Source organism: Candidatus Sulfotelmatobacter sp., from assembly GCA_035504415.1.
Taxonomy (GTDB): domain Bacteria; phylum Vulcanimicrobiota; class Vulcanimicrobiia; order Vulcanimicrobiales; family Vulcanimicrobiaceae; genus Vulcanimicrobium.
The window spans coordinates 139,938-164,952 of sequence record DATJRY010000019.1; the positions used below are offsets into that span (position 1 = coordinate 139,938).

General features: G+C 70.8%; 25 protein-coding genes and 1 pseudogene. 8 read left to right on the forward strand and 18 right to left on the reverse strand.

The annotated features are described in order from the left end of the window. The first annotated feature begins 25 nt into the window (after positions 1 to 25). Both VMD91_17225 and VMD91_17230 read left to right on the forward strand, forming a co-directional pair. Positions 26 to 751, forward strand: a complete 726-nt coding sequence (locus tag VMD91_17225; GenBank protein HTW85816.1) for a metalloregulator ArsR/SmtB family transcription factor — start codon at positions 26 to 28, stop codon at positions 749 to 751. 38 nt (positions 752 to 789) lie between these two features. Next, on the forward strand, positions 790 to 3,813 hold the full coding sequence (locus tag VMD91_17230) for a hypothetical protein (protein HTW85817.1): 3,024 nt from the start codon (positions 790 to 792) through the stop codon (positions 3,811 to 3,813). 4 nt (positions 3,814 to 3,817) lie between these two features. Here the strand turns inward: VMD91_17230 and VMD91_17235 are convergent, their stop codons facing one another. The 3 genes from VMD91_17235 to VMD91_17245 are packed head-to-tail and all read right to left on the reverse strand — an operon-like array spanning position 3,818 to position 6,346. Beyond that, a complete protein-coding gene (locus VMD91_17235) occupies positions 3,818 to 4,285 on the reverse strand; it encodes a cupin domain-containing protein (protein ID HTW85818.1) in 468 nt (155 codons plus the stop codon). Beyond that, positions 4,254 to 5,372 (reverse strand): RuBisCO large subunit C-terminal-like domain-containing protein, encoded by a 1,119-nt coding sequence (locus tag VMD91_17240; protein ID HTW85819.1) that lies wholly within the window; start codon positions 5,370 to 5,372, stop codon positions 4,254 to 4,256. Before VMD91_17240 ends, VMD91_17235 begins: the two co-directional genes overlap by 32 nt. A 59-nt stretch (positions 5,373 to 5,431) precedes the next feature. After that, on the reverse strand, positions 5,432 to 6,346 hold the full coding sequence (locus tag VMD91_17245) for an SDR family oxidoreductase (protein HTW85820.1): 915 nt from the start codon (positions 6,344 to 6,346) through the stop codon (positions 5,432 to 5,434). An 84-nt stretch (positions 6,347 to 6,430) separates the two neighbouring features. On the opposite strand from VMD91_17245, the pseudogene VMD91_17250 reads away from it, so the two are divergent. After that, positions 6,431 to 7,306: pseudogene (locus tag VMD91_17250) on the forward strand (AraC family transcriptional regulator). Between the two features lie 9 nt (positions 7,307 to 7,315). Here VMD91_17250 and VMD91_17255 read toward each other — a convergent pair. Beyond that, positions 7,316 to 8,080: an AraC family transcriptional regulator gene (locus tag VMD91_17255; GenBank protein HTW85821.1), complete on the reverse strand. Its 765-nt coding sequence runs from the start codon at positions 8,078 to 8,080 to the stop codon at positions 7,316 to 7,318. 107 nt (positions 8,081 to 8,187) lie between these two features. Between VMD91_17255 and VMD91_17260 the strand changes: the two genes are divergently transcribed. Then, on the forward strand, positions 8,188 to 9,078 hold the full coding sequence (locus tag VMD91_17260; GenBank protein ID HTW85822.1) for a 2-dehydropantoate 2-reductase: 891 nt from the start codon (positions 8,188 to 8,190) through the stop codon (positions 9,076 to 9,078). On the opposite strand, the gene VMD91_17265 is transcribed toward VMD91_17260, so the two are convergent. Together VMD91_17265 and VMD91_17270 are read right to left on the reverse strand one after the other, a co-directional pair. Beyond that, positions 9,075 to 9,353, reverse strand: coding sequence for a DUF3175 domain-containing protein (locus tag VMD91_17265; GenBank protein HTW85823.1), 279 nt, complete (start codon positions 9,351 to 9,353; stop codon positions 9,075 to 9,077). The two genes, VMD91_17260 and VMD91_17265, sit on opposite strands and share 4 nt — an antisense overlap. A gap of 41 nt (positions 9,354 to 9,394) precedes the next feature. Next, entirely contained in the window at positions 9,395 to 10,192 is a 798-nt protein-coding gene (locus VMD91_17270; GenBank protein ID HTW85824.1) for an ABC-2 family transporter protein, read from the reverse strand. A 38-nt stretch (positions 10,193 to 10,230) separates the two neighbouring features. On the opposite strand from VMD91_17270, the gene VMD91_17275 reads away from it, so the two are divergent. The 4 genes from VMD91_17275 to VMD91_17290 are packed head-to-tail and all read left to right on the forward strand — an operon-like array spanning position 10,231 to position 13,144. Further along, positions 10,231 to 11,154 carry an AlkA N-terminal domain-containing protein gene (locus tag VMD91_17275; protein HTW85825.1) on the forward strand — a complete coding sequence of 308 codons (924 nt, stop codon included), beginning with the start codon at positions 10,231 to 10,233 and terminating at the stop codon, positions 11,152 to 11,154. A 60-nt stretch (positions 11,155 to 11,214) separates the two neighbouring features. After that, a complete protein-coding gene (locus VMD91_17280) occupies positions 11,215 to 11,823 on the forward strand; it encodes a hypothetical protein (GenBank protein HTW85826.1) in 609 nt (202 codons plus the stop codon). Positions 11,824 to 11,866: 43 nt separating this feature from the next. After that, positions 11,867 to 12,595: a pirin family protein gene (locus tag VMD91_17285; GenBank protein HTW85827.1), complete on the forward strand. Its 729-nt coding sequence runs from the start codon at positions 11,867 to 11,869 to the stop codon at positions 12,593 to 12,595. Positions 12,596 to 12,604: 9 nt separating this feature from the next. Beyond that, the gene (locus VMD91_17290) at positions 12,605 to 13,144 is read left to right on the forward strand and encodes a peroxiredoxin (GenBank protein ID HTW85828.1); all 540 of its coding nucleotides are present in this window, start codon (positions 12,605 to 12,607) and stop codon (positions 13,142 to 13,144) included. A 3-nt stretch (positions 13,145 to 13,147) separates the two neighbouring features. On the opposite strand, the gene VMD91_17295 is transcribed toward VMD91_17290, so the two are convergent. The 12 genes from VMD91_17295 to VMD91_17350 are packed head-to-tail and all read right to left on the reverse strand — an operon-like array spanning position 13,148 to position 24,935. Then, positions 13,148 to 13,726, reverse strand: a complete 579-nt coding sequence (locus VMD91_17295) for a Uma2 family endonuclease (GenBank protein ID HTW85829.1) — start codon at positions 13,724 to 13,726, stop codon at positions 13,148 to 13,150. Between the two features lie 42 nt (positions 13,727 to 13,768). Next, a complete protein-coding gene (locus VMD91_17300; GenBank protein HTW85830.1) occupies positions 13,769 to 14,242 on the reverse strand; it encodes a hypothetical protein in 474 nt (157 codons plus the stop codon). 26 nt (positions 14,243 to 14,268) lie between these two features. Continuing rightward, on the reverse strand, positions 14,269 to 15,924 hold the full coding sequence (locus VMD91_17305) for an isovaleryl-CoA dehydrogenase (GenBank protein ID HTW85831.1): 1,656 nt from the start codon (positions 15,922 to 15,924) through the stop codon (positions 14,269 to 14,271). Between the two features lie 57 nt (positions 15,925 to 15,981). Further along, the gene (locus VMD91_17310) at positions 15,982 to 17,082 is read right to left on the reverse strand and encodes an alcohol dehydrogenase catalytic domain-containing protein (GenBank protein HTW85832.1); all 1,101 of its coding nucleotides are present in this window, start codon (positions 17,080 to 17,082) and stop codon (positions 15,982 to 15,984) included. A gap of 4 nt (positions 17,083 to 17,086) precedes the next feature. Continuing rightward, positions 17,087 to 18,319 (reverse strand): ABC transporter substrate-binding protein, encoded by a 1,233-nt coding sequence (locus tag VMD91_17315; GenBank protein ID HTW85833.1) that lies wholly within the window; start codon positions 18,317 to 18,319, stop codon positions 17,087 to 17,089. Between the two features lie 23 nt (positions 18,320 to 18,342). Next, positions 18,343 to 19,602, reverse strand: a complete 1,260-nt coding sequence (locus tag VMD91_17320; protein HTW85834.1) for an ABC transporter substrate-binding protein — start codon at positions 19,600 to 19,602, stop codon at positions 18,343 to 18,345. A gap of 37 nt (positions 19,603 to 19,639) precedes the next feature. Beyond that, entirely contained in the window at positions 19,640 to 20,350 is a 711-nt protein-coding gene (locus VMD91_17325; protein ID HTW85835.1) for an ABC transporter ATP-binding protein, read from the reverse strand. Further along, on the reverse strand, positions 20,350 to 21,114 hold the full coding sequence (locus tag VMD91_17330) for an ABC transporter ATP-binding protein (GenBank protein ID HTW85836.1): 765 nt from the start codon (positions 21,112 to 21,114) through the stop codon (positions 20,350 to 20,352). The genes VMD91_17325 and VMD91_17330 overlap by 1 nt, the downstream gene beginning before the upstream one ends. Beyond that, positions 21,111 to 22,088, reverse strand: a complete 978-nt coding sequence (locus VMD91_17335; protein HTW85837.1) for a branched-chain amino acid ABC transporter permease — start codon at positions 22,086 to 22,088, stop codon at positions 21,111 to 21,113. Before VMD91_17335 ends, VMD91_17330 begins: the two co-directional genes overlap by 4 nt. Further along, entirely contained in the window at positions 22,085 to 22,948 is an 864-nt protein-coding gene (locus tag VMD91_17340) for a branched-chain amino acid ABC transporter permease (protein ID HTW85838.1), read from the reverse strand. The genes VMD91_17335 and VMD91_17340 overlap by 4 nt, the downstream gene beginning before the upstream one ends. Further along, positions 22,948 to 23,847 (reverse strand): NAD(P)-dependent oxidoreductase, encoded by a 900-nt coding sequence (locus VMD91_17345; protein ID HTW85839.1) that lies wholly within the window; start codon positions 23,845 to 23,847, stop codon positions 22,948 to 22,950. The genes VMD91_17340 and VMD91_17345 overlap by 1 nt, the downstream gene beginning before the upstream one ends. Before the next feature lie 2 nt (positions 23,848 to 23,849). Continuing rightward, a complete protein-coding gene (locus VMD91_17350; GenBank protein ID HTW85840.1) occupies positions 23,850 to 24,935 on the reverse strand; it encodes an LLM class flavin-dependent oxidoreductase in 1,086 nt (361 codons plus the stop codon). Positions 24,936 to 25,015: the final 80 nt, after the last annotated feature.

Here is a 25,015-nt window from a genome sequence, read left to right on the forward strand (position 1 = left end):
CAGAAAGCGCGCTATACTATCACCGATGCTGGCCTCGGTCAACCCCGGTTTGCGCTTGGTGCGCGCGCTCGACGATCCGTTGCGCTACGAACTGGTCATGCGGCTGTTCGCCGGCCCGGCGACCGTCTCGGAGCTCGTCGCCGCCAGCGGCGCGGCGCAGTCGAAGGTGTCGAATCATCTCGCGATCTTGCGCGACGCCGAGGTCGTGAGCACCGAACGCATGGGGCGTGCCGTCGTCTACGCCGTCGCCGATCCCGCGATCGCCGCGGTCGTCGAGGCGCTCGAGCATGCCTGCGGCGGCGCGCGCGCGGCGATCCGCACGGCGCCGGAGCTGGCCGTCGCGCGCAGCTGCTACGATCATCTCGCCGGCCGCTTGGGCGTGGCGGTGTACGACGCGCTGGTCGCGCGGCGCGCGCTGCACGACGTCAACGCGCCGACGCCGGCCCGCAAAGTGCGCGGCGCGTTCGGCGCGGTCGAGCTCGGCCCGGCCGCGCGCGGCGTGTTCGCGCAGCTCGACATCGACCTCGACGCGGTGATGGCGCAGCGGCGGCAGTTCGCCACCGCGTGCAGCGACTGGACCGAGTCGCGCGCGCATTTGGGCGGCGCGCTCGGCGCGGCGCTGCAAGAGCGTCTGCTGCGCGAGCGTTGGGTGCTACGGCGCGGCGGCACGCGGGCGCTGCGGATCACCGACCGCGGGCGCGCCGGGCTGCGCGAGCGGTTCGGCATCGAGGTCGACGCGCTGGGACGCTGACGACGAGGGCTCGGCAGGCGCGCCGCGTAGGAGGATGGATGCGCCGTTTTCGTCTCACCGTGCTCGTCGCGTTGCTTCCCTTGCTGCTGGCCGTGCCGGCCGCGCACGCGCAGAGCGCGCGCCGGGTCGATCCCTCGCTGTACGCGGGCATGCGCTGGCGCAACATCGGGCCGTTCCGCGGCGGCCGCACCGTGGCGGTCAGCGGTGTGGTGGGCGACGGCCGGACGGTCTACATGGGCGCGGTCGGCGGCGGGGTCTGGAAGACGACCGACGCCGGACGCAGCTGGACGCCGATCATGGACGGTCAGCTGGTCGCGTCGATCGGCGCGCTGGCCGTCGCGCCGAGCGATCCGAGCACGGTCTACGTCGGCAGCGGCGAGGCCGACATGCGCTCCGACATCATTCACGGCAACGGGATGTACCGCTCGACCGACGCCGGCGCGACCTGGACGCGCATCGGCCTGGAGGACTCGCGCCAGATCGGGCGCATCCTGGTCGATCCGCACGATCCGCGCACGCTGCTGGTCGCCGCGCTCGGTCACGCCTACGCGGCGAACGAGATGCGCGGCGTCTACCGCTCGACCGACGGCGGCGCGACCTGGACCCGCACGCTGTTCCACGACGTCAACACCGGCGCCATCGATCTGGCCGCCGACGCGTCGGGCCGCGAAGTGTTCGCCTCGCTGTGGCAGACGCGGCGTCCGCCGTGGAACACCTACCCGCCTGCCAACGGCCCGGGCACCGGCCTCTACAAGTCGACCGACGGCGGCGTGACGTGGACGCAGCTGCAGGGCGGCGGCTTTCCGTCGATCGGCTTGGGCAAGATCGGCCTGGCGGTCGCGCCGAGCGATCCGAATCGCGTGTACGCGATCGTCGACGCGCGCGACGGCGGCTTGTATCGCAGCGACGACGGCGGCGTGACCTGGCAGCTGGCCGATAAGGATCCGCGCCTCTGGGCGCGCGGCTGGTACTTCTGCCACGTCGCGGTCGATCCGAAGGACGAGAACCTCGTCTACATCTCCGACACCGGGTTCTACCGTTCGACGAACGGCGGCGCGCACTTCGACGCCATCAAAGGCTCGCCGGACGGTGACGATTTCCACGGCATCTGGATCGATCCGCAGGACGGCGACCACATCGCGTTGGCCAGCGACCAGGGCACCGCGATCAGCATCGACCGCGGCGCGCACTGGAGCTCGTGGTTCAATCAGCCGACGGGCCAGTTCTATCACGTCGCGACCGACGACCAGTTTCCGTATCGGGTGTACGGCGCGCAGCAGGACAGCGGCGCCGCGATGATCCTCTCGCGCAGCGATCACAGCGGGATCGAGGACCGCGATTGGCGCCCGATCAACGTCGGCGGCGAGAACGGCAGCATCGCGCCCGACCCGACCGACGCCAACGTCGTGTACGGTTTCGGCGACGAGGTCGACCGCGAGGACTTGCGGACCGGACAGCTGCGGGACATCTCGCCGCTGGTGGGGCGCAGCGGCGTCTGGCGCCAAACGTGGACCGAACCGGCGGTGCTCTCGCCGGTCGATCGCGCGCTGTACGTCTCGAATCAGGTCGTCTTCCGCACCCGCGACGGCGGCGCGCACTGGGACGTGATCTCGCCGGATCTCACGCGGCCGAACCCGGCCGTTCCGGCCACGCTCGACCCGGTGACCGCGGCCGACACGCCGATCAAGGACGCGCGCCGCGGCGTCGTCTACGCGATCGCGCCCTCGCCGCTGCGCGCGCAGACGCTGTGGGCCGGCACCGACGACGGCTACCTGTGGATCACCCGCGACGCGCGCAACTGGCGCAACGTGACGCCGCCGGGTCTGACCGCGTGGAGCAAGATCGGGATGATCGAAGCGTCGCACTTCGACGAGGGAACCGCCTACGTCGCGGTCGACCGGCATCGTCTCGACGACGACCGCCCCTACGTCTACGTCACGCACGACTTCGGTCGCACCTGGCGGCTGGCGGTCAGCGGGATCCCCGACGGCAGCTTCGTCAACGCGATTCGCGAAGATCCCACGCATCGCGGGCTGCTCTACGCGGGAACGGAGACCGGCGTCTTCGTCTCGTTCGACGAGGGCGCGTCGTGGCAGTCGCTGCAGCTCAACCTGCCGACCAGCTCGGTGCGCGATCTCTCCGTGCGCCAAGGCGATCTCGTGATCGCGACGCACGGACGCGCGTTCTGGATCCTCGACGACCTCGCGCCGCTGCGCGAGCTGGCGAACGATCCGGCCGCCGGCGCGCGTCTGTTCGCGCCGCGCGAAGCGATCCGCGTGCGGCCGGGCAACGACGAGGCCGAAGCCTCGCCGCCGGAGACACCGGTCGGGGAGAATCCGCCCTACGGCGCGCTGATCGATTACGTCGTTCCGCCCGGCGCGCACGGTCCGGTGCAACTGTCGATCGTCGATGCGAGCGGCACGGTGCTGCGCGCGTGGTCGAGCGAGGACAAGCCGCCGGTGACGAGTCCGGACGACGTGCCGTTCCCGGCGTACTGGCTCTCGCCGCCGGCCGTCCCGGCGGCGCAGCCGGGGATGCACCGCTTCGCGTGGGACTTCCACGCCGCCGCGGCCGCCGAGCGCCGCCGGCGCCGTCGCGGCGGCGACGGCCCGCTCGTCCCGCCCGGCCGCTACGCGGTGCGACTGACGATCGCCGGCAAGACCTACACGCAGCCGCTGACCGTCGTGCGCGACCCGCGCGTCCACGTCAGCGACGCCGATCTGGTCGCGCAGTACCGGCTCGCCGTCGCCGTCGACGTGCAGCTGGCGCGCGTCAACGCGGCGATCGCGGCGGCCGACGCCGCGCGCAAGCAGCGCGATGCCGACGTCGCGAAGATCGATGCCATCGCCGGCGTGCCGCCGGTCGAGGACCCGCGCAATTCGGTCGGCTCACCACCGACGACGTTCACGACGCTGCGCTGGTACGCGAACGCGCTGGGCGCGCTCGAGGGCGCGGTCGAAAGCGCCGACACGGCCCCGACGACCGACGAGCACGCCCGGTGGGAAGAGCTCCGCGCCGCCTCGGACCACGCGCTAGCGGCGTGGGAGCACCGCGACGACTAGCGCGCTAGGTGCGAATGAACGCCGCGATCGCCGGATCGCGGCGTAGCGCGGCGAGGTCGTCGTCCGAGGGCAGCTGGGGACGATCGCGCTCGGAGCTGACCAGGCAGAGGAAGCCCAGCGGCGCGTCGTCGGCGGCGCGGAACTGGTGCCACGTCATCGGCGGAACGCGGCAGAGGTCGAACGCCGCGACGTCGCGCACCTCGTCGCCGATCAGCGCGCTGCCGCGGCCGTTGACGATCGCGACGGCGTGGACGTGCTGGTGGCGCTCGAGCGTCGTGTGCCCACCGGGCGCGACCTCGAAGTAGCGCAGCTGGCAGCCCTGTTCGGCCTCCTCGAACAGCACCTGTCGGGTGACCTCGCGGAACGGCGCGCTGCCCTCGTCCTTGTAGATCAGCACGTCGACGTCGTCCCAGCGGAACCGATCGCCGTCGGGCCGGAAGCTACGCGTGTTGCTCGACGCCCGCAGGTCCATGCGCCTCCACCTTCGCCACGTACTCGCGCGTGCGCTCCAAGAGCGCGTCGCGCGCGACCAAGAGGTTGCCGCCGATGAGCAGCATCGTGTCGCGGCCGTAGAACCCGATCAGCTCGTCGACCCGGTCCAGCTGCATCCCGCCGGCCGGAACGGGGAGCGTCGGGCGCAGGTGGCCCCACGGCTCGCGCGCGGCGCGCGCCAGCGCGGCGCAGTCCTCGACCGGGTACGGAAAGCGGCCGCCGTAGTTGGTGAAGATCGTCGCGTCGGCGCCGAACAGGCGGAACAGCCGGCCGAACAGCAGCGTGGGCGCGATGCGCGTCGCGCCGCCGAACGAGGGGTGGGCCAGGTAGACGAAGTCGGGATACTCGTCGATCAGGTCGACGAAGGCCGGCAGCCCGATCACCATCGGCGAGACGAGCACGACGCGCGCGCCGATCTCACGCGCGATCCGCGCGCGCTCGCGCAGCGCGCGCGGCGAGCCGATCAGGTTGGGCGCGTAGAACGACGGGCGCCCCGTCTGCTGCACCGCCGCTTCGCAGGCCGCCTGACAGGCGCGCACGCGCTCCGCGAACGGCGAGTAGTCCTGGTTCGCGATCCCGTGGTCGTCCTTGATGATGTCGACGCCGCCCAACGCGAAGGTGCGCACCAGGCGCGCCAGCTCGGGGATCGGCAGGCCCTGCGGCTTGATGGCGGTCGAGATCAGCGGCCGCTCCGGCGCGCCGACCAACGCGCGGATCCCGGCGATGCCGTGCCGCGGGCCGGGGAACTGCGCCAAGAACGCTGGCGGCAGCTCGAGCCCGGCGAACTGCACGTTCTCCCACAGCGAGCAGTTGCCGAAGATCATGTTGATCAGCTGGGCCGTCTCGCCGCCGGTGGTCTCGGTCGCGATGCGTACCTGGACGCGATACCGTCCCGCGGCGACCGGCTCGATCGCGGCGACCTGCGCGACGATCTCGTCGAGCACGCGCTGGTCGCCGATCGCCGCCAGCGGGCACTCGACGCTCTGTTCGAGCGCCAGCGCTTCGGCGCGCGCTTCGATCCGCTCCGGTTCCGAGTCGATGAGGTAGGTGGCGGTGAGCCAGGCCATCCGGTTCGGGTTCCGGCCGGCGCCCGTCCGTCCTGTCTCGGCCGGGCGCCGGGCGATGGTCAGGATGCCACGAGCGGCGTCTCCAGGTCCTGGGCGTTCTGCTCGAGGTCGTCGAGGAGCCCGATCCCGGTGGGGTTCCAGCCCAGGCGCTGCCGCGTGAGCGCGCTCGAGGCGGGCATGTCGGTCGCCGCGAGGTGCGCCATCCAACCGAAGTAGGCGGGTGCCTCGTCGGCCGAGATGCTCACGACCGGCGCGTGCAATCGCCGGCCGATCACCGCGGCGATGTCGCGCGCCGGCACGCCTTCCTCGGCGACCGCGTTGTAGCGCGTGCCGGCGGTGCCGTGCTCGAGCGCGAGCCGATAGAGCCGTGCGACGTCAAGGCGGTGGGCGGCGGGCCAACGGTTCGCGCCGTCGCCGACGTACGCGACGGTGCCCTTTTCGCGAGCGATGCGGATGAGGTAGGTGATCAGCCCTTGCGCTTCGCGCGCGTGGACTTGCGGGAGGCGCATCGCCGAGGCGTTCACGCCGCGCGCCGTGACGGCGTCGAGCGCCTCTTCCGACGCGGCGCGCGGAAACACCGACGCCGGCACCGGCGGCGCGTCTTCCGTCGCGAGCTGCCCCGGCGGCACGTTGGCGATGGCCGTGCCGGACGTCACGATCAGCCGGCGGTCGGAGCCGGCAAGTGCGTCGCCGAGCGCCGCGATGACCCGCCGGTCGTCGTCGCAATTCTGCGCGAACCGCGAGAAGTCGTGATTGAACGCCAAGTGGATGACGCCGTCCGAGTCGGCGGCGGCCCGCCGCACCGCGTCCAGATCGTTGACGTCGCCGCGCAGCACGGCGGAGCCGCTGGCCGCGAGCGACTGGGCGCCCGCATCCGAGCGGGTGAGGCCGAGCACCTGATGGCCCGCGCCGATGAGCTCTTGGACGACCGCCGAGCCGATGAAGCCGGAGGCTCCGGTAACGAATACTCGCATGACGAGAGAGACGATACGCCCGGGAGAGAATACGGTCTATGCTGAAAAGTCCGTAGAATCTTCGCGATCGTCCGGAAACGAGATATGGACCCGCTCTCCGACGTCCTCTCCCTGCTCAAGCCGCGCACGTTCATGTCGCGCGGGATTGACGTCGGCGGACCCCACGCCGTGCAGTTCGGTCCGCACGAGGGGATCAAGTGCTACGCCATCGGGTCGGGCCGGCTGTGGCTGTCGGTCGACGGGGTGCCCGATCCCGTCCAGCTCGAGCGCGGCGACTGCTTTCTGTTGCCGACCGGGCGTCCGTTTCGACTCACGACCGATCTGCGGCTGACTCCGGTCGACTTCCGCACGCTGTTGCCGCCGGAGCCGAACGGCGCGATCACCACCGTCAACGGCGGCGGCGACGCGCTGATCGTGGGCGGCCACTTCACCTTCGGCAGCCCGCACGCCGGGATGCTGCTCGGCATGTTGCCGCCCATCGTGCACATCCGCAAGGAGGTCGATAAAGCCGCGCTGCGCTGGCTCTTGCGCCGCCTCAGCGAGGAGTTGCGCGAAGAACAGCCGGGCGGGTTCCTCGTCGCGCAGAACGTCGCGTATCTGCTCTTGGTGCAGGCGCTGCGGCTGTACCTCGCCGATGCGCCGCGCGACGGCGTCGGGTGGCTGTTCGCGTTGGCGGACCGCGAGATGAGCGTCGCGATCAGCGCGATGCACGCCGAGCCCGCGCGCCGCTGGACGCTCGGGGAGCTGGCCGAGCGCGTCGGCCTCTCGCGCTCGACCTTCGCGCTCAAGTTCAAAGCGACGGTCGGCTCGTCGCCGATGGAGTATCTCACCCGCTGGCGCATGATGCTGGCCGAGGACCGGCTGGGCGCATCGAGCGAGCCGGTCGGCGAGATCGCCGCGGCGCTGGGCTACGAGTCCGAGAGCGCGTTCAGCACCGCGTTCAAACGCGTGATGGGCCGTTCGCCGCGTTCAGCTCGCGGCGACCGCGCGCGCGTACGCACCGGGCGGGACGCCGAAGGCGCGTTTGAAGTGGCGCGTGAGCGCGCTCTGGTCGGCGAAGCCGGCCGCGAAAGCGACCTCGGTGGCCGACCGTCCCTCGGCCAGCAGCCGCTTCGCGCGGTTGACGCGCACTTGCACGAGATAGGCGTGCGGCGCGATGCCGTACCGCGCGCGAAACGCGCGCATGAAGTGGAACCGGCTCAACCCGCATAGCCGCGCGAGGTCGTCGATGGCGACGTCCTCGCAGAAGTGTGCCTCGAGGTACTCGCGCGCGACGCGCAGGCGGCGCTCCGACACCCGCGCGTCCGGAACGCGCGGCCGCGGGTGCCCGTAGCGGGTGAACAGCGTTCCCAGCGCGAGCGACCACGCCGATTGCCGCGTCAGCAGCGGTGCGTCGCTCTCGGCGCAGCGGTGCGCGTCGAGCAGCAGCCGCGCCAACTGCTCGTCGCGATACAAACCGGGCGGCACGTGCAGCGCGCGCACGCGTTCGGCGTCGAACGCGCCGGCCAGCTCGCGCAGCGATCGCTCGCCGAGGTAGGCGCCGCGATACTGCCAATCGGCTTCGACGAAGCCCTGATGCGCCTCGCCGGGCGCGAAGATCCAGAACGTCCCGGGGCCGCCGCACGCGGCACCGTCCCTGGTCTCGCACACGCCGGTCCCCGCCTCGCTGATCGAGAGCACCAGCTCCTCGTGCACGTGACGTTCCCAGACGTGCGCGCCGTAGCGCGCCGCCAACAGGCACGTGTCGTCGCGCTCGCGTTCGCGCCACTACCGCAGGTCGGCCGCCATACCGCACTTTTCGCAAAGCCGTGCGGGCGGCCCCGCTGCTAGGATCGTCGAGCATGAGCATCGCGGTGGTCGGCGTGGGCGGCATCGGCGGGGTCGTCGCGGCGACGTTGCGCGCCGCCGGCCACGACGTGATCGCCTGCGCGCGCCGGCCGTTCGCGCGCCTCGCGCTGCTGCGCCCCGAGGGCGACGTCGAGGTGGACCTCTGCGTCCACTGCGATCCGGCCGGCGTCTGGGCCGCCGACTGGGTGCTGCTGTGCACCAAGGCCCACCAGTCGAGCTCGGCGGCGCCGTGGCTGGCGCGTCTCTGCGGTCCGGCGACGCGGGTCGCGGTGCTGCAGAACGGGATCGGGCAGCGCGAGCGGGTGGCGCCGCTCGTCGGATCGGCGCACGTCGTGCCGACGATCGTCTACTACAACGGCGAACGGTTGGCCGACGATCGCGTGCGGATGCGCCATGCCGACGTCGTCGACCTCGCGGTCGGCGACGACGCGGACGGCCGCGCGTTCGCGGCGCTGTTCGCCGGCACGCCGCTCGCCGTGCGCGTTACCGGCGACCTGCCGACGCTGGCCTGGCGCAAGCTGTTGCTCAACCTGGCCGCCAACCCGATCACCGCGCTCACCGGTCGGCGCCAAGAAGTCTTGCGCGGCGATGCGATGCGTGCGCTGTGCAGCGCGGTCTTCGACGAGGCGGTCGCGGTGGCACGCGCCGAGGGCGCGCGCTTCGGGCCGACCGAGTCAGTCGACGCGCTCGCGCGCCTGATGAGCTATCCGGCCGACGCCGGCACCTCGATGTACTTCGACCGCTTGGCCGGCCGTCGCTCGGAAGTCGACGAGCTCACCGGCCCGCTCGTGGCGGCCGGACGCCGGCACGGCATCCCCACCCCGCTGAACGCGGCCTTGCTCGCGCTCATGCGCGCGATCGACGACGCGCAGCCGGCCGGTTAGCGCGACGCCGCGCGCGCCCGGACCAGCTCTTTCGCCTCGTCCAGCACGGCGCGCCGTTCGGGTGAGAGATGGCGGCCGGCCCGGTTTTCGTAGAACGTGAGCTTCGCCATCGCGCGCCGTTCGAGATGCTCGTCCGCACCCTCTTCGAGCGCCGCCCCGATGACCGCGTCGGCGATCTCCGCCGCCGTGCCGGTCGAGAACACGCCGCCGCCGACGTCGTGCCGGTCGTGCGCGGTGACGTCTGCGGACCAGCGGTTCTGGGATTCGTCGTCCATCGGATCGTCCTCCGCGGCGTGCTTCGACGTGGACGGAGCCGTCAGCTCCCGGTGCCTTGGTAGCGGTTCAGTCCGAAGCGCCAAAAGGCGTACGCGATCGCCGCGCAGGCCAGCCCGACCAGCGGCGTGAGCAGCCCGACCGTGGGGTTCAGGTGCAGCCCGTCCTCGCTCTTGTGCAACAGGAACGTCGCCGGAAAGTAGTTCATGAAGGCGAACGGCAGCACGAACGCGAGCGCGAGCCGCACGCCCTTCTGATAGATGCCGATCGGATAGCGCGAGAAGTCCTGTTCGAGCGACATGACGATCCAGCGCAGCGCGTCGATGCGGATCACCCAGAACGACGCCGTGGCGATCGCGAGCGTGACGCCGAAGTCGATCAGCGCGCCGCCGATCGCGACCAGCGGCACGTAGGCGACGAACAGCGCGTCGACGTGCACGCCGACGTAGGCCGTCGCGACGCAGAAGAACAGGACCGCCAGGACCAGCTCGTCGGGTGAGATCTGCTGTGGCACCGTGAGCGCCTGGAAGAGCGGGTCCAGCGGGCGCACCAGGAAGCGGTCGAAGCGGCCTTCGCGCACGAACGTCGGCACGTCGCCGACGGTGAAGAAGAGCGTGTTGTGGAGTGCGTGGCCGAGCATCCACAAGCCGTACATGAACGCGGTCTCGCGGAAGTCCCAACCGTCGATCGAGGGGAAGTTGCGCAGCGTGACCCACAGCGCCACGATCGCCGTGCCGTGGTAGAAGATCGTGAAGAAGAACCACATGACAAAGTTCGCGCGGTACTCGAGCATCGTGAGCAGGTTGATCCGCCAATACCGCGCGTAGGTCGCCAGGTACACGCCGCAACGCTTCCCGCCGCGCGGCGGTCGTCCTCGTCGTGAGCGTTCGCGAGGCCGACGTCCCCGTGCGCACGCCGTACCGGCTCGACCTGACGGCGGCGGTGCTGCGGCGCCTCTCGACCAACGCGGTCGACACCTTCGACGGCACGACGTACCGCCGGCTGTTGGGCGTGCCCGCGGCGCCGACGCTGCTGGCGGTGACGCAGAGCGCACCGGGGCAGCTGCGCGTGCGCCTGGAGGGTCCGCAGGCGCGCGCCCTCGATCCCGCGGCGATCGTGCGCCGCATGCTCGGGACCGAGGTCTCGCTGGCGGCCTTCGACGCCGGCGCGCGGCGGATTCCGTGGCTGGCGCCGCTGGCGAAGGCCGCTCGTGGCGTCAAGCCGCCGCGCTACCCCTCCCTGTGGGAGACGGTCGTCAACGCGGTCGTCTACCAGCAGGTCTCGATCCACGCCGCGGGCGCCATCCTGCGGCGCGTCGTCGAGCGCTACGCGCCGTTGCGCGAGGTCGCCGGCGTCGCCCTGCGCGCCTTCGTCCCGGCCGAGACGATCCTGGCCGCCGAGCCGCCGGAGCTGCGCGCGCTCGGGCTTTCGATCAACAAGGTGCTCTCGCTCAAGGCGGTGGCCCGAGCGATCCTCTCGGGCGAGCTCGACGAGCCGACCCTCGACCGGTTGTCGACTCCGGACCTGCTCGCCGCCCTGACCGCGCACAAGGGAATCGGGCCCTGGACGGCCGCCGTCATCGGCCTGCGAGGGTTCGCCCGGCTCGACCTGTTCCCGATGAACGACTCGGGCGCGGCGGCCGCCTTTCGGCGCCTCTCGGGGGACGCGAACTTGGCGCCGGAGCCGATCCTCGACGCGCTCGCCCCGCAGCAGGGTATGCTCTACTACCATCTGCTGATGGACCGCTTGGCGGACCGCGGCGAGATCCGGCTGGCCGGCCGGACGCCCGTCACGTCTGTGTAAACTCAGGCGGCGTTCAGGGGCGGTCGGCAGAATCGCCGATACAGACCACAGGGAGGTGCCATGAGCGTATCGTCGGTGAGCAGCGGCTCGCTGCCCGATCCCGCCGCCTACACGTACACGCCCAGTCTGCCGACCGGGCTCGCCTACGGCGACGCCGCCGCGCCGGGCGCCTCGTCGTCGTCTTCGTCCGGCTCGTCGTCGACGTCGTCGTCGACGAGCAGCACCGGCAACGCGCAGACGATCTCGCCGTACGTGGCCGAGTACAGCACGCTGCAAGAAGACGACGCCGCCGAGCTGTTGCAGGTGTCGCTCGATTCGCCGACCGACGCCACGTCGAACGTCGAGAGCGTGCTGGCCCAAGCCGCCGCGTATCAGGCGCAGCAGAACGCCGCGCAGAGCCAAGCGGCCGCGGCGACCGCGCAGTCCGCCATCCAGAGCGGCACGTCGAGCAGCAGCTCGTCGTCGACCGTGTCGGGCCCGCTCGACATCCCGAGTTACGAATCGATCATCAGCCAGAGCGATCAGGACGGCTACAACGCGATCAACGACGCGTTCAACATCGGCACCGGGACCAGCTCGAGCGGGACCACGAACTCCTACGCCAGCATGGCGACGCTGCTGGGTCTGGGCGCGACCGGCACGGGCAGCGCGATCGACACGACGGCCTGAGCCGCGCAACCGCCGGCCCGCGGCGGCGGGTCCTAGGTCCACCATGGCAACGCTTGCCGCTCCCGTTTTCGCGGTCCAGCGGGCGCAGGACCGCGCCTTCTACGACTACGGCTGGCTGAAGACGTACCACTCGTTCAGCTTCGCCGACTACCACGATCCGGCGAACCTCCATTGGGGCGCGCTGCGCGTGTTCAACGACGACACCGTCGCGCCGGGCCAGGGCTTCGGCGAGCACCCGCACCGCGACATGGAGATCGTCACCTACGTGCTGCGCGGGGAGCTCGAGCACCGCGACTCGATGGGGCACCACGGCGTGGTCGGACCGGGCGGCGTGCAGTACATGAGCGCGGGGACGGGCGTGCGCCACAGCGAGTTCAACCACTCGGCGGAGCGCGACGTGCACTTCGTGCAGATGTGGATCCTGCCGCCCCACGCGGGCGGCGCGCCGCAGTACGGGCAGCAGGCCTTCGATCCGGCCGCGCGGCGCGACCGCTGGCTGACCGTCGCCAGCGGCGAATCCGGCGTGCCGGCGCCGGTCGCGTTGCGCCAGCAGGCGACGCTGCGCGTCGCGAGCGTCGCGGACGTGACCCTGGCCCACAGCTTCGGACCCGGCCGCTACGGCTTTCTGTTCGTGGCCGACGGCACCGTCGAGGCGAACGGCGAGCGGCTCGCGACCGGCGACGCGGTTCGCATCCACGGCGTCCCCGAGCTGCGCGTGCACGGCACCGGCGAGCTGGTCCTGTGGGACGTCCCCGGCGTCGGCGAGAACTGACCGCACCGTATGAGCGAATCGACCGCGCTGCCGATCCCTCTCGACGACGGTGCCGCCGCCCACCTGGCGGGGACGCGGATTCCGTCGCTCGCGTTGCCGGCGACCGACGGCACGAGCGTCGATCTCTCGACGATTCCGGGTCTGGTCGTCGTGTTCGCATACCCGCGCACGGGCCGCCCGGGCGAGCCGTCGCTGACCGACGACTGGGATACGATTCCCGGTGCCCGCGGCTGCACGCCGCAGACCTGCAGCTTCCGCGATCTGCACGCCGACTTCGCCGCCCGCGGCGCGCGCGTCTACGGACTCTCCACGCAGGACACGGACTATCAGCGCGAGATGGTGGAACGGCTGCACGTGCCGTTTCCGGTGCTCAGCGACGCGCAGCTGCGGCTGGCGCACGCGCTGCGGTTACCGACCTTCGACGCCGCCGGGCTCACGCTGCTCAAGCGCATGGCGTGGATCGCGCGCGACGGCGTGATCGAGCGCGTCTTCTACCCGGTCTTTCCGCCCGAACGCAACGCCGACGACGTCCTCGCCGCCCTGAGCTGAGGCTCAGCGCGGCGGCAGCATCTCGTCGACCGGAACGCGAATGCCCGGGAAGGCCAGCGGTGCGATGGTTTCACCGCGTCGCGCGACCGTGACGATCGCGAAGCCGTCAGCGCGTGGGTCGCGATAGGCGACCACCAGATCGTCGACGAGGTCGACCAGCCACACCTCCCGCACGCCGTGGTGAGCATAGAGCGGCGCCTTGAGGCGGCGGTCCTGATCGTGCGAGCTGTCGCTGACCTCGACCAGGAAGAAGACGTCGTCGGTTTGCGGGTGGCCGTCGAGGTACTCACGCGAATTCGGACGGACCAGCGCAAAGTCCGGCAGCGGCTCGGAGTACTCGCCGAGAATCACCGGCAACTGGCACCGGATCGTCGCGACGTCGCCCAGGCGCCGGACGAGGGCTACATTCAACCGCTGCACGCTGACCGCGTGCGGCGGATTCATCGACACGACGGTCTCGTAGAACTGCCCGTCGAGGAGTTCGACCCGAGCGTCCGGCGCGAAGTATCCCGCGTCGGACATCCGGTGAAAGTCGTCGACCGTAAAGCGGTGGGGCGCGTACGCGATCTGCATGTCACTCATCGGACGGTATCTCTACTGTATTGCCGACGTGTGTCGGCCTTGTCAGTGTCCTGCGCCGAGGTGACCGCAGGCTTCGGCGTACGTCGCGCGGCCGGTCGCGTCGCGCACGTCGACGACGTAGTTGCCGGACTCCAGCTCGTTGAGCGGCAGGTTCACGATCGTCGAGGACGACTGCGCGTTGTTGCCCGCCTGGTTGATCGGGGTCAGCGCGACGAGCGTGCGAGCGCGCGTGACGGAGTCATAACAGTCCGACGCCTTGTAGAGCGAGAGCCGCTCGTTGCTCGCCTTGGGGATGGTGACGACGACGCGCGTGCGCGTATGCCCGATCTGGTAGAGCGCGATCGACCCGCTCATCGCGCTGCCGTTACGCGCGCTGATGTTGAAGGTGACGGCCTGAGCTTTCGCGGTGGCCGCTCTGGCGGCGTGCACCGCTTGGGGGTTGGGCGTTTGCGCGAAGGCGGCGGCGGAGAGCGCGGCGGCGAGAAGCGCGGTGGTGGCGATGGCGACGGTACGCATGTGCGTCGATTGTACCCGCTCGGCCCTCATCGCGGCCAGGCTCGCTCGAGAATCGCGCCCGTCTGGGCGCTCGGCGGGAGGGTTCCGAACGCGAGCCCGCCTTCGCCGCCGAGTCGGCTGGCGCAGAACGCGTCCGCGACGGCGGCCGGCGCGTGCCGCACCAGCAGCGAGGCCTGTAAAACGAGCGCGAGCCGCTCGACGATGCGCCGCGCGCCGGCCTCGACGCCGGCGGGGTCGGTCGCCGCGAGGTCCGCGCGGAGCGCGGCGGCGGCGGCGTCCAAGCGCCGATCGCTTCCGGCCGCCAGCGCGACCTCGGCGAAGTACGCCTCGCCCGCGGCCGGCTGACGGCTCAGCGCGCGCAGCAGGTCGAGCGCGTTGACGTTGCCCGAGCCTTCCCAGATCGAGTTGACCGGCGCCTCGCGATAGAGGCGCGGCAAGATGCTCTCCTCGACGTAGCCGTTGCCGCCCAGGCACTCCATCGCCTCGCCGGTGTGCACCGGCCCGCGCTTGCAGACCCAATACTTGCCCACCGCCGTGCCCAGCCGCGCGAACGCGGCTTCGCGCGGATCGTCGGGGGCGCGGTCGACCGCGCGCGCCAGGCGCAGGAAGAGCGCGGTGGCCGCTTCGCTCTCGAGGGCGAGGTCGGCGAGGACGTTGCGCATCAGCGGCTGATCGGCCAGCAACGCGCCGAACGCGCGGCGATGACGGGTGTGGTGCGCCGCTTGCGCGAACGCTTGGCGCATCAGCGACGCGGTGCCGGCGATGCAGTCGAGCCGCGTGTGGTTGACCATCTCGATGATGGTGGCGACGCCGCGTCCCTCCTCGCCGATGCGCAGCGCGATCGCGCTCTCGAGCTCGATCTCGCTCGACGCGTTGGAACGGTTGCCGAGCTTGTCCTTGAGCCGCTGGATGCGGAACGCGTTGCGCGTCCCGTCGGGCAGCACGCGCGGCAAGAAGAAGCAGGTCAACCCCTCGGGTGCCTGCGCCAGCACGAGGAACGCGTCGGACATCGGTGCCGAGCAGAACCACTTGTGGCCGGTCAGCGTGTACGTGTCGCCGTCGAACGGCTCGGCGCGCGTCGTGTTGGCGCGCACGTCCGAGCCGCCTTGCTTCTCGGTCATCGCCATGCCGCACAGCGCGCCGCGCTTCTCGCGCAGCGGTCGCAGCACGGGCTCGTAGGTCGTCGACGTCAGCACCGGTTCGGCCAGCACCGCGAGATCGGGGCGCCGGCGCAGGACGGGCACCGAGGCGTACGTCATCGAGATCGGACACCCGTGGCCGGACTCGACCTGCGACCACACGTAGAAGCCGGCGTAGCGCGCGACGTGCGCGCCCTCGCGCGGTTCGCGCCACGGGCTGCCGTGCAGGCCGTGTGCGATCGCGACCTCCATCAACCGGTGCCAGCTCGGATGGAACGCGACCTCGTCGATGCGGTTGCCGAAGCGATCGTGCGTGCGCAGCTCCGGCTCGTTGCGGTTGGCCTCGAACCCCCAGGCGATCGCCTCTTCCGAGCCCGCCAGCGTCCCCAGCTCGTGCAGTCCGGCCTCCGCCCATCCGGCGCCCTCGCGGCGCAGGCCTTCCATGAGCGCCACGTCGGCCGCGGCGACGTCGTACCCGGCCAGCGGCGGCGGCTGATTGGTCACCTCATGGGTCGCGTGACTCGGCCGGTCGATGGTGTCCATGGCGGGGAGACGTTCGCGGTTCGACGGGCGCCACCGCTCGCTCCGCGGCGGCGTGAACTAGTCGGCCGTCGTCGGACGGGTGCGCTCCGTCCACGGGTCGACCAGGGTCTTGATCTGCGCGGCGCGGCCTTCGACCATAGGGAGAATGCCGTCGCTGACGAGCTGGTCGAGCGGGATCGCGACGGGTGCGACGGCGGTCCAGAGCGGTTGATCGATCGCGAGCAGGCGCGCGGCTTCGGGGACGTCGTCGCGGCCGATCAGCGCGTTGGTGCCGATCACCTCGAGCTCTTTGACGGTGACGCGGCGGGCGTCGATCGTCAGCGGATGCTTCGCGATGCCGACCGAGACGACGCGACCGCCGGGATCGCAGGCGGCGATCGCGCTCTCGTAGCCGGCCTGACTGCCGGTGACCTCGAACACCAGCGTCGGCACGACGCCCAGCGCGTCGAGCCGCTCGCGCACCGTCGCGGCGTCGGCGGCGTCGATGGTGGCGTCGGCGCCCAGCCGTTCGGCGATCGCGAGCCGGCCGGGCAGCACGTCGGCCGCGATGACGCGCGCGCCGCCTTCGGCCAACGCGTAGATCAGGAACGCGCCGATCCCGCCGGCGCCCAGCACGAGCACCGTCTCTTCGGGACGCGGCGAGCCGCGGCGCAGCGCGTGGACGGCGATCGCCATCGGCTGCGCCAGCACGGCGATGTCGTCGGCCAGCCCGAACGGCGCCGCGCGCAGCGCGATGTGGGCGGGGACGCGGACGTACTGCGCGAGGCCGCCGTCGCGATGCAGGCCGACGGTCGCGTAGAGCGTGCAAATGCTGGTGCGGCCGGCGCGACACTGCGGGCACTCGCCGCACCAGAGTGCCGCACCGGTCACCACGGGCTCGCCCTCGGTGAAGCCGTGGACGCCGGCGCCGATCGCGGCGACGCGGCCGGCGAACTCGTGACCGGGCACGATCGGCCCCAGATGCCCGGTCAGCCCGTGCTTGGCGTGCAGCGGGTACATCTGCGGTCCGGCGACGTACTCGCCGGCGTCGGTGCCGCAGATGCCGTTGGCGTGCACGCGCACCAGCAACTCGCCGTGCGCCGGCTGCGGCACCGGCAGCTCCTCGACGCGGATGTCGCGCGGACCGTGATAGACGGCCGCGCGCATCGTCTCGCTCACGGCGTCATCCGCAGCCGTTGCACGGCGGATAGCTGCGCGAGTAGACCGGATGGCTGAGGTACTCTTTCGGCGGCACGTTCCAGAACTGCGAGACGTGCGGGTAGGTCTGGACGACCGCGTTGACCAGCGCGCCGCCGCGCTGCTCGACCCGGCGCACGTAGATGTTCTGCACCGGATTGCCGTAGGCGTCGAAGGTGATCGGGCCCCGCGGCGCGCTGGGGATCGTCGTGTGCTTGAGCGCGCGCAGGAACGCCGGCGTGTTCGACGTGTCGCCGTGGACCGACGCCAGCGCCCGGTCGAGCAGCGCGGCACCGTCGTACGTCCCCTCGCCGTAGTACGAGGGCACGTGGTGGAACGCGTGCTCGTAGGCGGCGACGAAGGCGTTGTTGACCGAGGTGTCGAGCGTCGCGCTGTACTGCAGCGCGGTGACGATCCCGACCGCGCCCGGCCCTTCGGCGTCGAGCGTGCTCTCGTCGGTGGTGTTGCCCTGACAGATCAGCGGCATCTTCAGCCCGAACGCGCGGTACTGGTGAATGAAGTTCACCGCCGCGGTCCCCGAAAAGCTGCACATCACGACGTCGACGTCGCGCGGGATCGCCGAAAGGTACGGCGAGTAGTCCGACGTCACCGTCGGCGTCCAGACTTGCTTGACGACCTTGCCGCCGTCGCGCTGGAAGGTGTCGACGAACCCGCCGATGCTCTCCCAGCCGAAGTTGAAATCGTACGCGACCGTGGCCGCGGTCTTGTATTTCAGCACCCGAAACGCGTAGTCGCCGAGCACGTGCGTGGGCTGACTGCTGGTCCAGCCGGTGCGCACGATGTACGGCGAGGGCGTCCGTTGGGTGAGATCGTCCGACGAGACGATCGGATAGATGGCCGGCATCTTGTGCTGGTCGATGTAGGGCACCAGCGCCGAGCCGACGGCCGCCGAGAGCGGTCCGAAGATGACGTCGACGTGTTCCTGTTCGACCAGGCGCCGAATCTCGGTCAAGCCGACCGACGGGTTTCCTTGCGTGTCGCCCGCGACGATCTGCACCGGACGGCCGCCCAGCTCGTTGCGGTGCTGCGCGAGGTAGAGGTCGAGGCCTTCGCGCATGTAGGCACCCGGCGCGGCGAAGACGCCGGAGGTCGGGATCAGCACGCCCAGCCGCAGCGGCTTCGCGTCGGCGAGCGCGTGCGGCGGCCGCGCGATCGAACCCAGGGCGAGCAGCGCGCCGGCGGCGATCGCCGCCGGCACGCGCGACGCCCACCGCGCCCGCCTCACTTGATCCCCTGGAACGACTCGGTGTAGACCGGCTGTTTGAGGTACGTCTTCGGGTTGTAGGTCCAGAACTGCGAGACGTGCGGCCAGGTCTTGGTCACGACGTTCCAGGTCTTGGCGTACTTCGCCGCCGGACCGCTGGTCGCGACCACGCGGCGCAGGTAGACGTTCTCGACCGGCGCGTTGTAGCGGTCGAGCTCGAGCGGGCCCAGCGGCGAGTCGGCCAGCCGCACGTCGTGGATCGCGGTCAGCAGGCGCGCGGAGTCGGCGATGTCGCCATGGACGTGGGTGATCGCCATGTCGAGCCACTGCGCGGCGGTGTAGAAGCCCGCGGCCATGTACGACGGGAGCACACCCTCGGCGGCGCCGTACTTCAGCTCGAAGCTGCGGGTCGCCGCGTCGTCGCGACCTTCGGCGTAGTGGCCGAAGCTGACGATGCCGTCGACGACCTCGGGCGGCATCGATCGGATGTTGGACTGGTCGGTCGTCGTCTCGTTGGCGATCAGCGGGATCTTGTTCTTGAGTCCGAACGAGTTCCACAGCTGCAGGAAGTGTACCGCGTCCGCGCCGACCATCTCGACGAACACCGCGTCCGGATGCGCGGCCTGCAGGCGGGAGATGTAGGGACTGTAGTCGGCCGTGCCGAGCGGCGACCACAGCTGGGCGACGATCTTGCCGCCCTTCTCGGTAAAGGTCTGCGCGAAGCCACCCGCGTTCTCGTACCCGAACGCGTAGGAGTTCGCGATCGTGGCGACGTTCTTGTAACCCTGCTCGGCGGCCCATTCGCCGGCGACGTGCGTCGGCAGGCTCGACGTCCAGCCGGCGACCTTGACGACGTAGGAGTTGGCCAGCCGCTGCGAGAGGTCGTCGGCCGACACCGTCGGGAGGATCATCGGAACCCGGTGCGCTTCGAGATAGGGCGCGACGGCCAGCCCGGAGTTGGCGAGATAGGGCCCGACCACGAGCTGCGCACCGTCCTGCTCGACCGCGTGCCGCGCCTGATCGAGCGCGCGCGACGGGTTCGAAGCGGTATCGTACACGGTGGTGACGATCGCGTGCCCGGCGACGGAGCTGCCGTGCTCGCTCCAGTACAGGTTCCAGCCGTTGACCATGTCGTGGCCCGCTGCCGCGGCGTTGCCGGAGGTCGGCGCCAACAGCGCGACCTTGATCGGCGGACCACCGGCGGAGATGGCGGGTGCCGTTTGCACCAGGCAGAGCGCGCAGAGCATGACGAGCGTCATGCGGAAAGAGTGCTTCATCGACTCGGTCCTTCGTAAGTGCGAGTGTGAGCGGGGATCAAACCCCGAGATACGTCGTGCGAACCTCCTGGTCGTGGCGGATACGGTCGGGCGCGCCGTCGAACACGACGCGGCCTTTGCTGATGATCGACGCGGTGTCGGCGACGGAGAGCGCGAGCGGCAGGTTCTGCTCGACCAGCACGATCGCGAGGCCCGTCGCCTTGAGCTCGTGCAGCGCGCGGGTCAGGTCGCGCACGATCAGCGGCGCGAGCCCTTCGGACGGTTCGTCGAGCAGCAGCAGCGCCGGGTTGGCCATCAGCGCGCGCCCGATCGCGAGCATCTGCTGCTCGCCGCCGCTGAGCTGGCCGCCGTAGTTGGTCGCCCGCTCGCGCAGGCGCGGAAACATCTCGTAGACGCGCTCGAGCGTCCAGCTCCCGGGCGGCCGGCCGACGCCACCGATCTGCAGGTTCTCGCGGACGGTCAGCGAGGGGAAGACGCGGCGTCCTTGCGGCACCAGGCCGACGCCGCGGCGCGCGATCGCGTGCGAGGGCAGCTTCTCGATCTGCTCGCCGTTGAAGCGGATCGTCCCGCTGCGCGGAGGCGTGAAGCCGATGATCGAGCGGATCAGCGTCGTCTTGCCGACGCCGTTGCGGCCGAGCACCGCCGTCACCGCGCCGGCCGGCGCGCGCAGCGTCACGCCTTGCAAGACGTGGCTGTGGTCGTCGTAGTAGGTGTGGACGTCCTCGACCGCCAGCATCGCGTCCGTCATCAGTCGAGCTTCCCGCCCAGGTAGACGTCCTGCACGTAGGCGTCGTTGCGAATCTGGTCGATCGGTCCGTCGGCGACGACGCGGCCGTGGTGCAGCACCGTCAGCCGGTCGACGACGTCGAACATGACCGCCATGTCGTGCTCGATGACCACCATCGTCGTCGAGCGCGCTTCGCGCTTGAGCATGTCGGTCACCAGCTCGGTGTCGCCCGGCGCGAGCCCGGCCGTCGGCTCGTCGAGCAGCAGCAGGCGCGGCTTCTGCGCGATCGCCAGCAGAATCTCGATTTGGCGCTTCTCCCCGTAGCCGAGCGCGTCGACGATCGTCTCGGCGCTCGCGGTCAAGCCGACCCGCTCGAGCAGGGCGCGCGCCTCGTCATAGCGGGCGGTCCGCGTGCGGCGCGGCGCGAGCAGCTGGAAACGATCGGACGAACCGGCCTGCAGCGCGAGCGCCAGGTTCTCGACGACGCTCAGCTTGGGGAAGAGCGTCGTGGTCTGGAAGGTGCGCGCGAGGCCCAGCCGCGCGCGCTGGTGCGCGCGCAAACGCGTGACGTCGCGGCCGAGCAGCGTGACGTGGCCGCCCGAGCACGGCAGCTCGCCGGCGATGATGTTGAACAGCGTCGACTTGCCCGCGCCGTTGGGCCCCAGGATGCCGCGCCGCTCGCCGTGCTCGACCCGCAGCGAGACGTCCTCGAGGACGCTCAGGCTGCCGAAGCGCTTCGAGACGCCCTGCAGCTCCAAGCACACGCCGTTCGCGTTCGCGGTCATGACGGCTCCAACGGCGCGGGCGCGATGCGCTGGCCTTGCACGCGGCGCGAGAGACGGCGCCCCAGGCCGACCAGCCCGTCGGGCGCGTACATGACGATGATGAAGTAGATCGCGCCCAAGATCAGCTCCCAGCGCTGGGTGATCGCGGAGAGACCGTTGCTCAGGAAGACGACGATCACCGCGCCCAGCAGGTTGCCGTACAGCGAGCCGATCCCGCCCAGGATGACGATGATCAAGAACTGGGTCGAGAGGTCGAGCGCGAGGTCGACCGGGCCGACGAACTGGTTGTACCAGGCGAACAGGACGCCGGCCGCGCCGGCGATCGCGGCCGAGAGCAGCAGCGCGCAGTAGCGGTAGAGCCACACGTCGTAGCCGAGCGCGCGCATCCGCCGCGGCGTCTCGCGCACGCCCTGCAGCACCAGCCCGAACGGCGAGTGCACGACGGCCCACAGCAGCGCGAGCGCGATGACGACGCCGGCCAGGCAGACGTAGTAGTAGGCGGTGTTGCCGGACAGGTCGATCCCGAACAGCGCGGGCCGCACCAGCCCGGTGATGCCGTTGTCGCCGCCGCTCACGGAGACCCACTGGTAGGCCAGCCCCCAGGCGATCTGGTTGAGCGCGATGGTGATGATGATGAAGCCGGTGTTCTCCGCCCGCAGCGCGACCAGCGAGAACAGCGCCGCCGTCACCACCGCGCAGGCGATTCCCAGCAGCAGCGGCTGGAAGAAGCCGGTGACGTGGAACCGGGTCGCGGCGATGGCGACGGTGTACGCGCCGACGCCGAAATACGCCGCCTGGCTGAAGTTGACCAGGCCGGTGAATCCGACCAGCAGATCGAGGCTCATCGCGACCATCGCGTAGATCCACGTCTGCGTCAGCAGCGAGACGTAGAAGGTCGGAACGCCCACCCGCGGCAGCGCCAGCACGAGCAGCAGCCCGAGAACGATCGCCAGCCAGCGCGTTCGACGGGTCACGGGGCGCGGCCGAACAGTCCTTGCGGTCGCAGCGCCATGATCAGCGCGACCGGCACGAAGATGGTGAAGTAGGAGAACTCGGGGAAGAGCGCCTTGCCGAACGCGTTGACCAGCCCGATCAGCAAACTGCCGACGAGCGCCCCGCTCAAGCTGCCCATGCCGCCCACGATGACGACCGCGAACGCGAGCGGCAGCAGCTCGCCGTCGAGCCCGGGGTACGCGCTGGTGATCGGACCGCCGAGCAGGCCGCCCGCGCCGGCCAGCAGCGCGCCCAGCGCGAAGACCACGTAGAACGCGCGGTTGACGTCGACGCCCAGACCGCGCGTCATCTCCTCGTCGTCGACGGCGGCGCGGATGATCATGCCGAGCATCGTGCGCTGCAGCCCGACGAACAGCGCCGCCGCGATCGCCAGGCTGATGACGATCACGGCCAGCCAGTACTCGGGGAAGATCAGCGTGCCCAGCTGCACCGAGCCGGCCAGGAACGGCGGCGGCGAGATCGACTGCGGATCGCCGCCCCAGATCCAGAGCACCGTGTCGTCGAGCATCAGCGTGAAGCCGATCGTCAACAGCAGCGAGGTCAGCGCGTCGCGGCGGTAGCGGTGCAGGAAGAGCGCGTACAGCGCCAGGCCGAGCGCCATCGTGACGACGCCGGCGGCGACGCTGGCCAGCCAGAAGTTGAAGCCGTGCGCGAGCAGCGTCAGCCCGACGTACGCGCCCAGCAAGTAGAACGCGGTCTGGGCGAGGTTGAGGATGCGCATCAACCCGAAGATCAGCGTCAGCCCGGCGGCGATCAGAAACAACAGGCTGCCGTAGGCGAGGCCGCCCAAGAAGTTCTGCGCGTAGAAGGCGGCCCCCATCAGAGCGACGTGCTCCGCGCCGGATCGGCCAGCGCGCGCAAGCTGGTCACGATCGCCGAGGTGTCGTCCTTGGCGTGGCCGTCCGCCTGCGCGGCGCGATAGAAGGGCAGGCTCTGCGCGAACAGCGGCGTCGGGGCACCGACGGCATGCGCGAAGGCGTCGATGATCTGCAAGTCCTTTTCGTAGACGTCCATTTTCATCGCCGCCGGTTGAAATTTGTTGCCTGCCATGAGCGGACCGCGCACGCGCAGCATGCGCGAGTCGGCCGCGCTGCCGGCCAACACGTCGAGCATCAGCTGCGGATCCAAGCCCGCGCGCTCCGCCAGCACCACCGCCTCGGCGGCGGCGAGATTGTGGATGGTCACCAGCAGGTTGGCGACGTACTTGAGCTTCGAGCCGGTGCCGAAGGCGCCCACGTGGCGCACGTCGCGCGCGAACGTCTGCAAGACCGGTTGCGCGCGCTCGAACGCGTCCCGCTCGCCGCTGGCGAAGATGGTCAGGTCTTTCGCCTCGGCCTGCGAGCCGGTGCCGCTGACCGGCGCGTCGAGGACGGCGACGCCCAGCGCCGCCATCCGCGCGCGCAACTGCTCCTTGACCTCGAGGGTGAACGTGCTCTGCTCGCTGACGACGAGCGTCGCATGCGCGCCGGCCGCGATGCCGTCGGGGCCGAAGAAGGCCGCCTCGAGCGCGTCGACGCCCGGCAGCGCGGTGATCAGCACGTCGCTGCCGGCCGCGACGTCGCGCGCGCTGGCCGCGGCGATCCCGCCGCGCGCCGCGAAGCGCTCGCGCGCGCCGGCGTCGACGTCGTACCCGGTGGTGACGAGGCCGGCCTCGCAAAGGTGACGCGCGTACGCCGACCCCATGATCCCCAGGCCGACGACCCCCGCCCGCAGCGCCACGCTCACGCCACCGCCGCGTTGACGCGCGGCAGCACTTCGGTCGCCATCAGCTCCATCGAGCGCCGCCCCAGCACCGGATCGACCCAATCGTGGCCCGCGTAGAGCAGCGTTCCGAACTCGCCGATCGTGCCGCGGAACGCGAGCAGCTGCTCGACGACGCTGTCGACCGTCCCCGCGATCACCAGCGAGTCGAGCACGTAGTCGAGCGTCACGGCGGCGTCGGGCATGTCGAGATCGCCTTTGAAGAGCTCGGGGCGGCCGTTGCCGATCAACTTCGTCATCAGCGAGCGGAAGTAGTAGGAGTACGGCCCGCCGGGCCCCTTGCCGTAGCGCTGCGCCGTCTCCTCGTCGTCGGCGACGAAGATGCTCTTGGCGACGCGCCAGTCGGCTGGATCGGCGGAACGGCCGCCGAGCGCGCAGCCCTCCTGGTACTTGGGCCAGTGCGAAGCAACCCAGCGCGGCTGGAGGAAGTTGGCCGAGATCGGCGTCCAGCCGCGCTGCGCCGCCGCCGTCACGCCTTTCGAGAACGGCGCGACGGCGGTCACGACGATCGGCGGATGCGGCCGCTGATACGGCTTGACGATCGCGCCTTGGCCGAGCTCGACGCGCATCGTGCGCGCCGTGCTGTACGACCAGAACTGGCCGTGCGTTTCGTACGGCGGCTCGCCGGCCCAGATCGCCAGCACTTGGTCGATCGCCTCGACGAACATCGCGGTCCGGTCGCGGTCGAGGTTGCCGAAGATCTCGGCGTCGGAGAGCAGGCCGCCCGGACTGATTCCGAACAGGAACCGCCCTTCGAGCAGGTGGTCGATCATCGCGACCTGCGCGGCGACCTGGGCGGGATGGTTGTTGGGCAAGTTGATCGTGCCGGCGCCCAGCTTGATCCGGCGCGTCGACTCGAGCATCGTCGCGATGAAGATCAGCGACGAGGTGACCGGCTCGGCGATGTCGGTCACGTGCTCGCCGACGAACGCCTCTTCGTACCCGAGCTGGTCGGCCAGCACGAGCGCCTCGCGGTCCTCCTTCAGAACCTCGGTGTAGTTCCGCGCGGGCGGATGGAGGGGCATCATGAAGTAACCGAGTCGCACCGTCGGGCCTCCCCTGGGCGTCTATCAAGCGATAACTTACGGCCGGGCCAGCAAAATCATTCCGGCGCCCGGTCCGGGCG

Bases quoted from the DNA above. Each gene is read 5' to 3' on its own strand.
- VMD91_17225 (HTW85816.1), top strand. From the start codon at position 26: ATGCTGGCCTCGGTCAACCCCGGTTTGCGCTTGGTGCGCGCGCTCGAC.
- VMD91_17230 (HTW85817.1), top strand. From the start codon at position 790: ATGCGCCGTTTTCGTCTCACCGTGCTCGTCGCGTTGCTTCCCTTGCTG.
- VMD91_17235 (HTW85818.1), bottom strand. From the start codon at position 4,285: ATGGACCTGCGGGCGTCGAGCAACACGCGTAGCTTCCGGCCCGACGGC.
- VMD91_17240 (HTW85819.1), bottom strand. From the start codon at position 5,372: ATGGCCTGGCTCACCGCCACCTACCTCATCGACTCGGAACCGGAGCGG.
- VMD91_17245 (HTW85820.1), bottom strand. From the start codon at position 6,346: ATGCGAGTATTCGTTACCGGAGCCTCCGGCTTCATCGGCTCGGCGGTC.
- VMD91_17260 (HTW85822.1), top strand. From the start codon at position 8,188: ATGAGCATCGCGGTGGTCGGCGTGGGCGGCATCGGCGGGGTCGTCGCG.
- VMD91_17265 (HTW85823.1), bottom strand. From the start codon at position 9,353: ATGGACGACGAATCCCAGAACCGCTGGTCCGCAGACGTCACCGCGCAC.
- VMD91_17280 (HTW85826.1), top strand. From the start codon at position 11,215: ATGAGCGTATCGTCGGTGAGCAGCGGCTCGCTGCCCGATCCCGCCGCC.
- VMD91_17285 (HTW85827.1), top strand. From the start codon at position 11,867: ATGGCAACGCTTGCCGCTCCCGTTTTCGCGGTCCAGCGGGCGCAGGAC.
- VMD91_17290 (HTW85828.1), top strand. From the start codon at position 12,605: ATGAGCGAATCGACCGCGCTGCCGATCCCTCTCGACGACGGTGCCGCC.
- VMD91_17295 (HTW85829.1), bottom strand. From the start codon at position 13,726: ATGAGTGACATGCAGATCGCGTACGCGCCCCACCGCTTTACGGTCGAC.
- VMD91_17300 (HTW85830.1), bottom strand. From the start codon at position 14,242: ATGCGTACCGTCGCCATCGCCACCACCGCGCTTCTCGCCGCCGCGCTC.
- VMD91_17305 (HTW85831.1), bottom strand. From the start codon at position 15,924: ATGGACACCATCGACCGGCCGAGTCACGCGACCCATGAGGTGACCAAT.
- VMD91_17320 (HTW85834.1), bottom strand. From the start codon at position 19,602: ATGAAGCACTCTTTCCGCATGACGCTCGTCATGCTCTGCGCGCTCTGC.
- VMD91_17325 (HTW85835.1), bottom strand. From the start codon at position 20,350: ATGACGGACGCGATGCTGGCGGTCGAGGACGTCCACACCTACTACGAC.
- VMD91_17330 (HTW85836.1), bottom strand. From the start codon at position 21,114: ATGACCGCGAACGCGAACGGCGTGTGCTTGGAGCTGCAGGGCGTCTCG.
- VMD91_17340 (HTW85838.1), bottom strand. From the start codon at position 22,948: ATGGGGGCCGCCTTCTACGCGCAGAACTTCTTGGGCGGCCTCGCCTAC.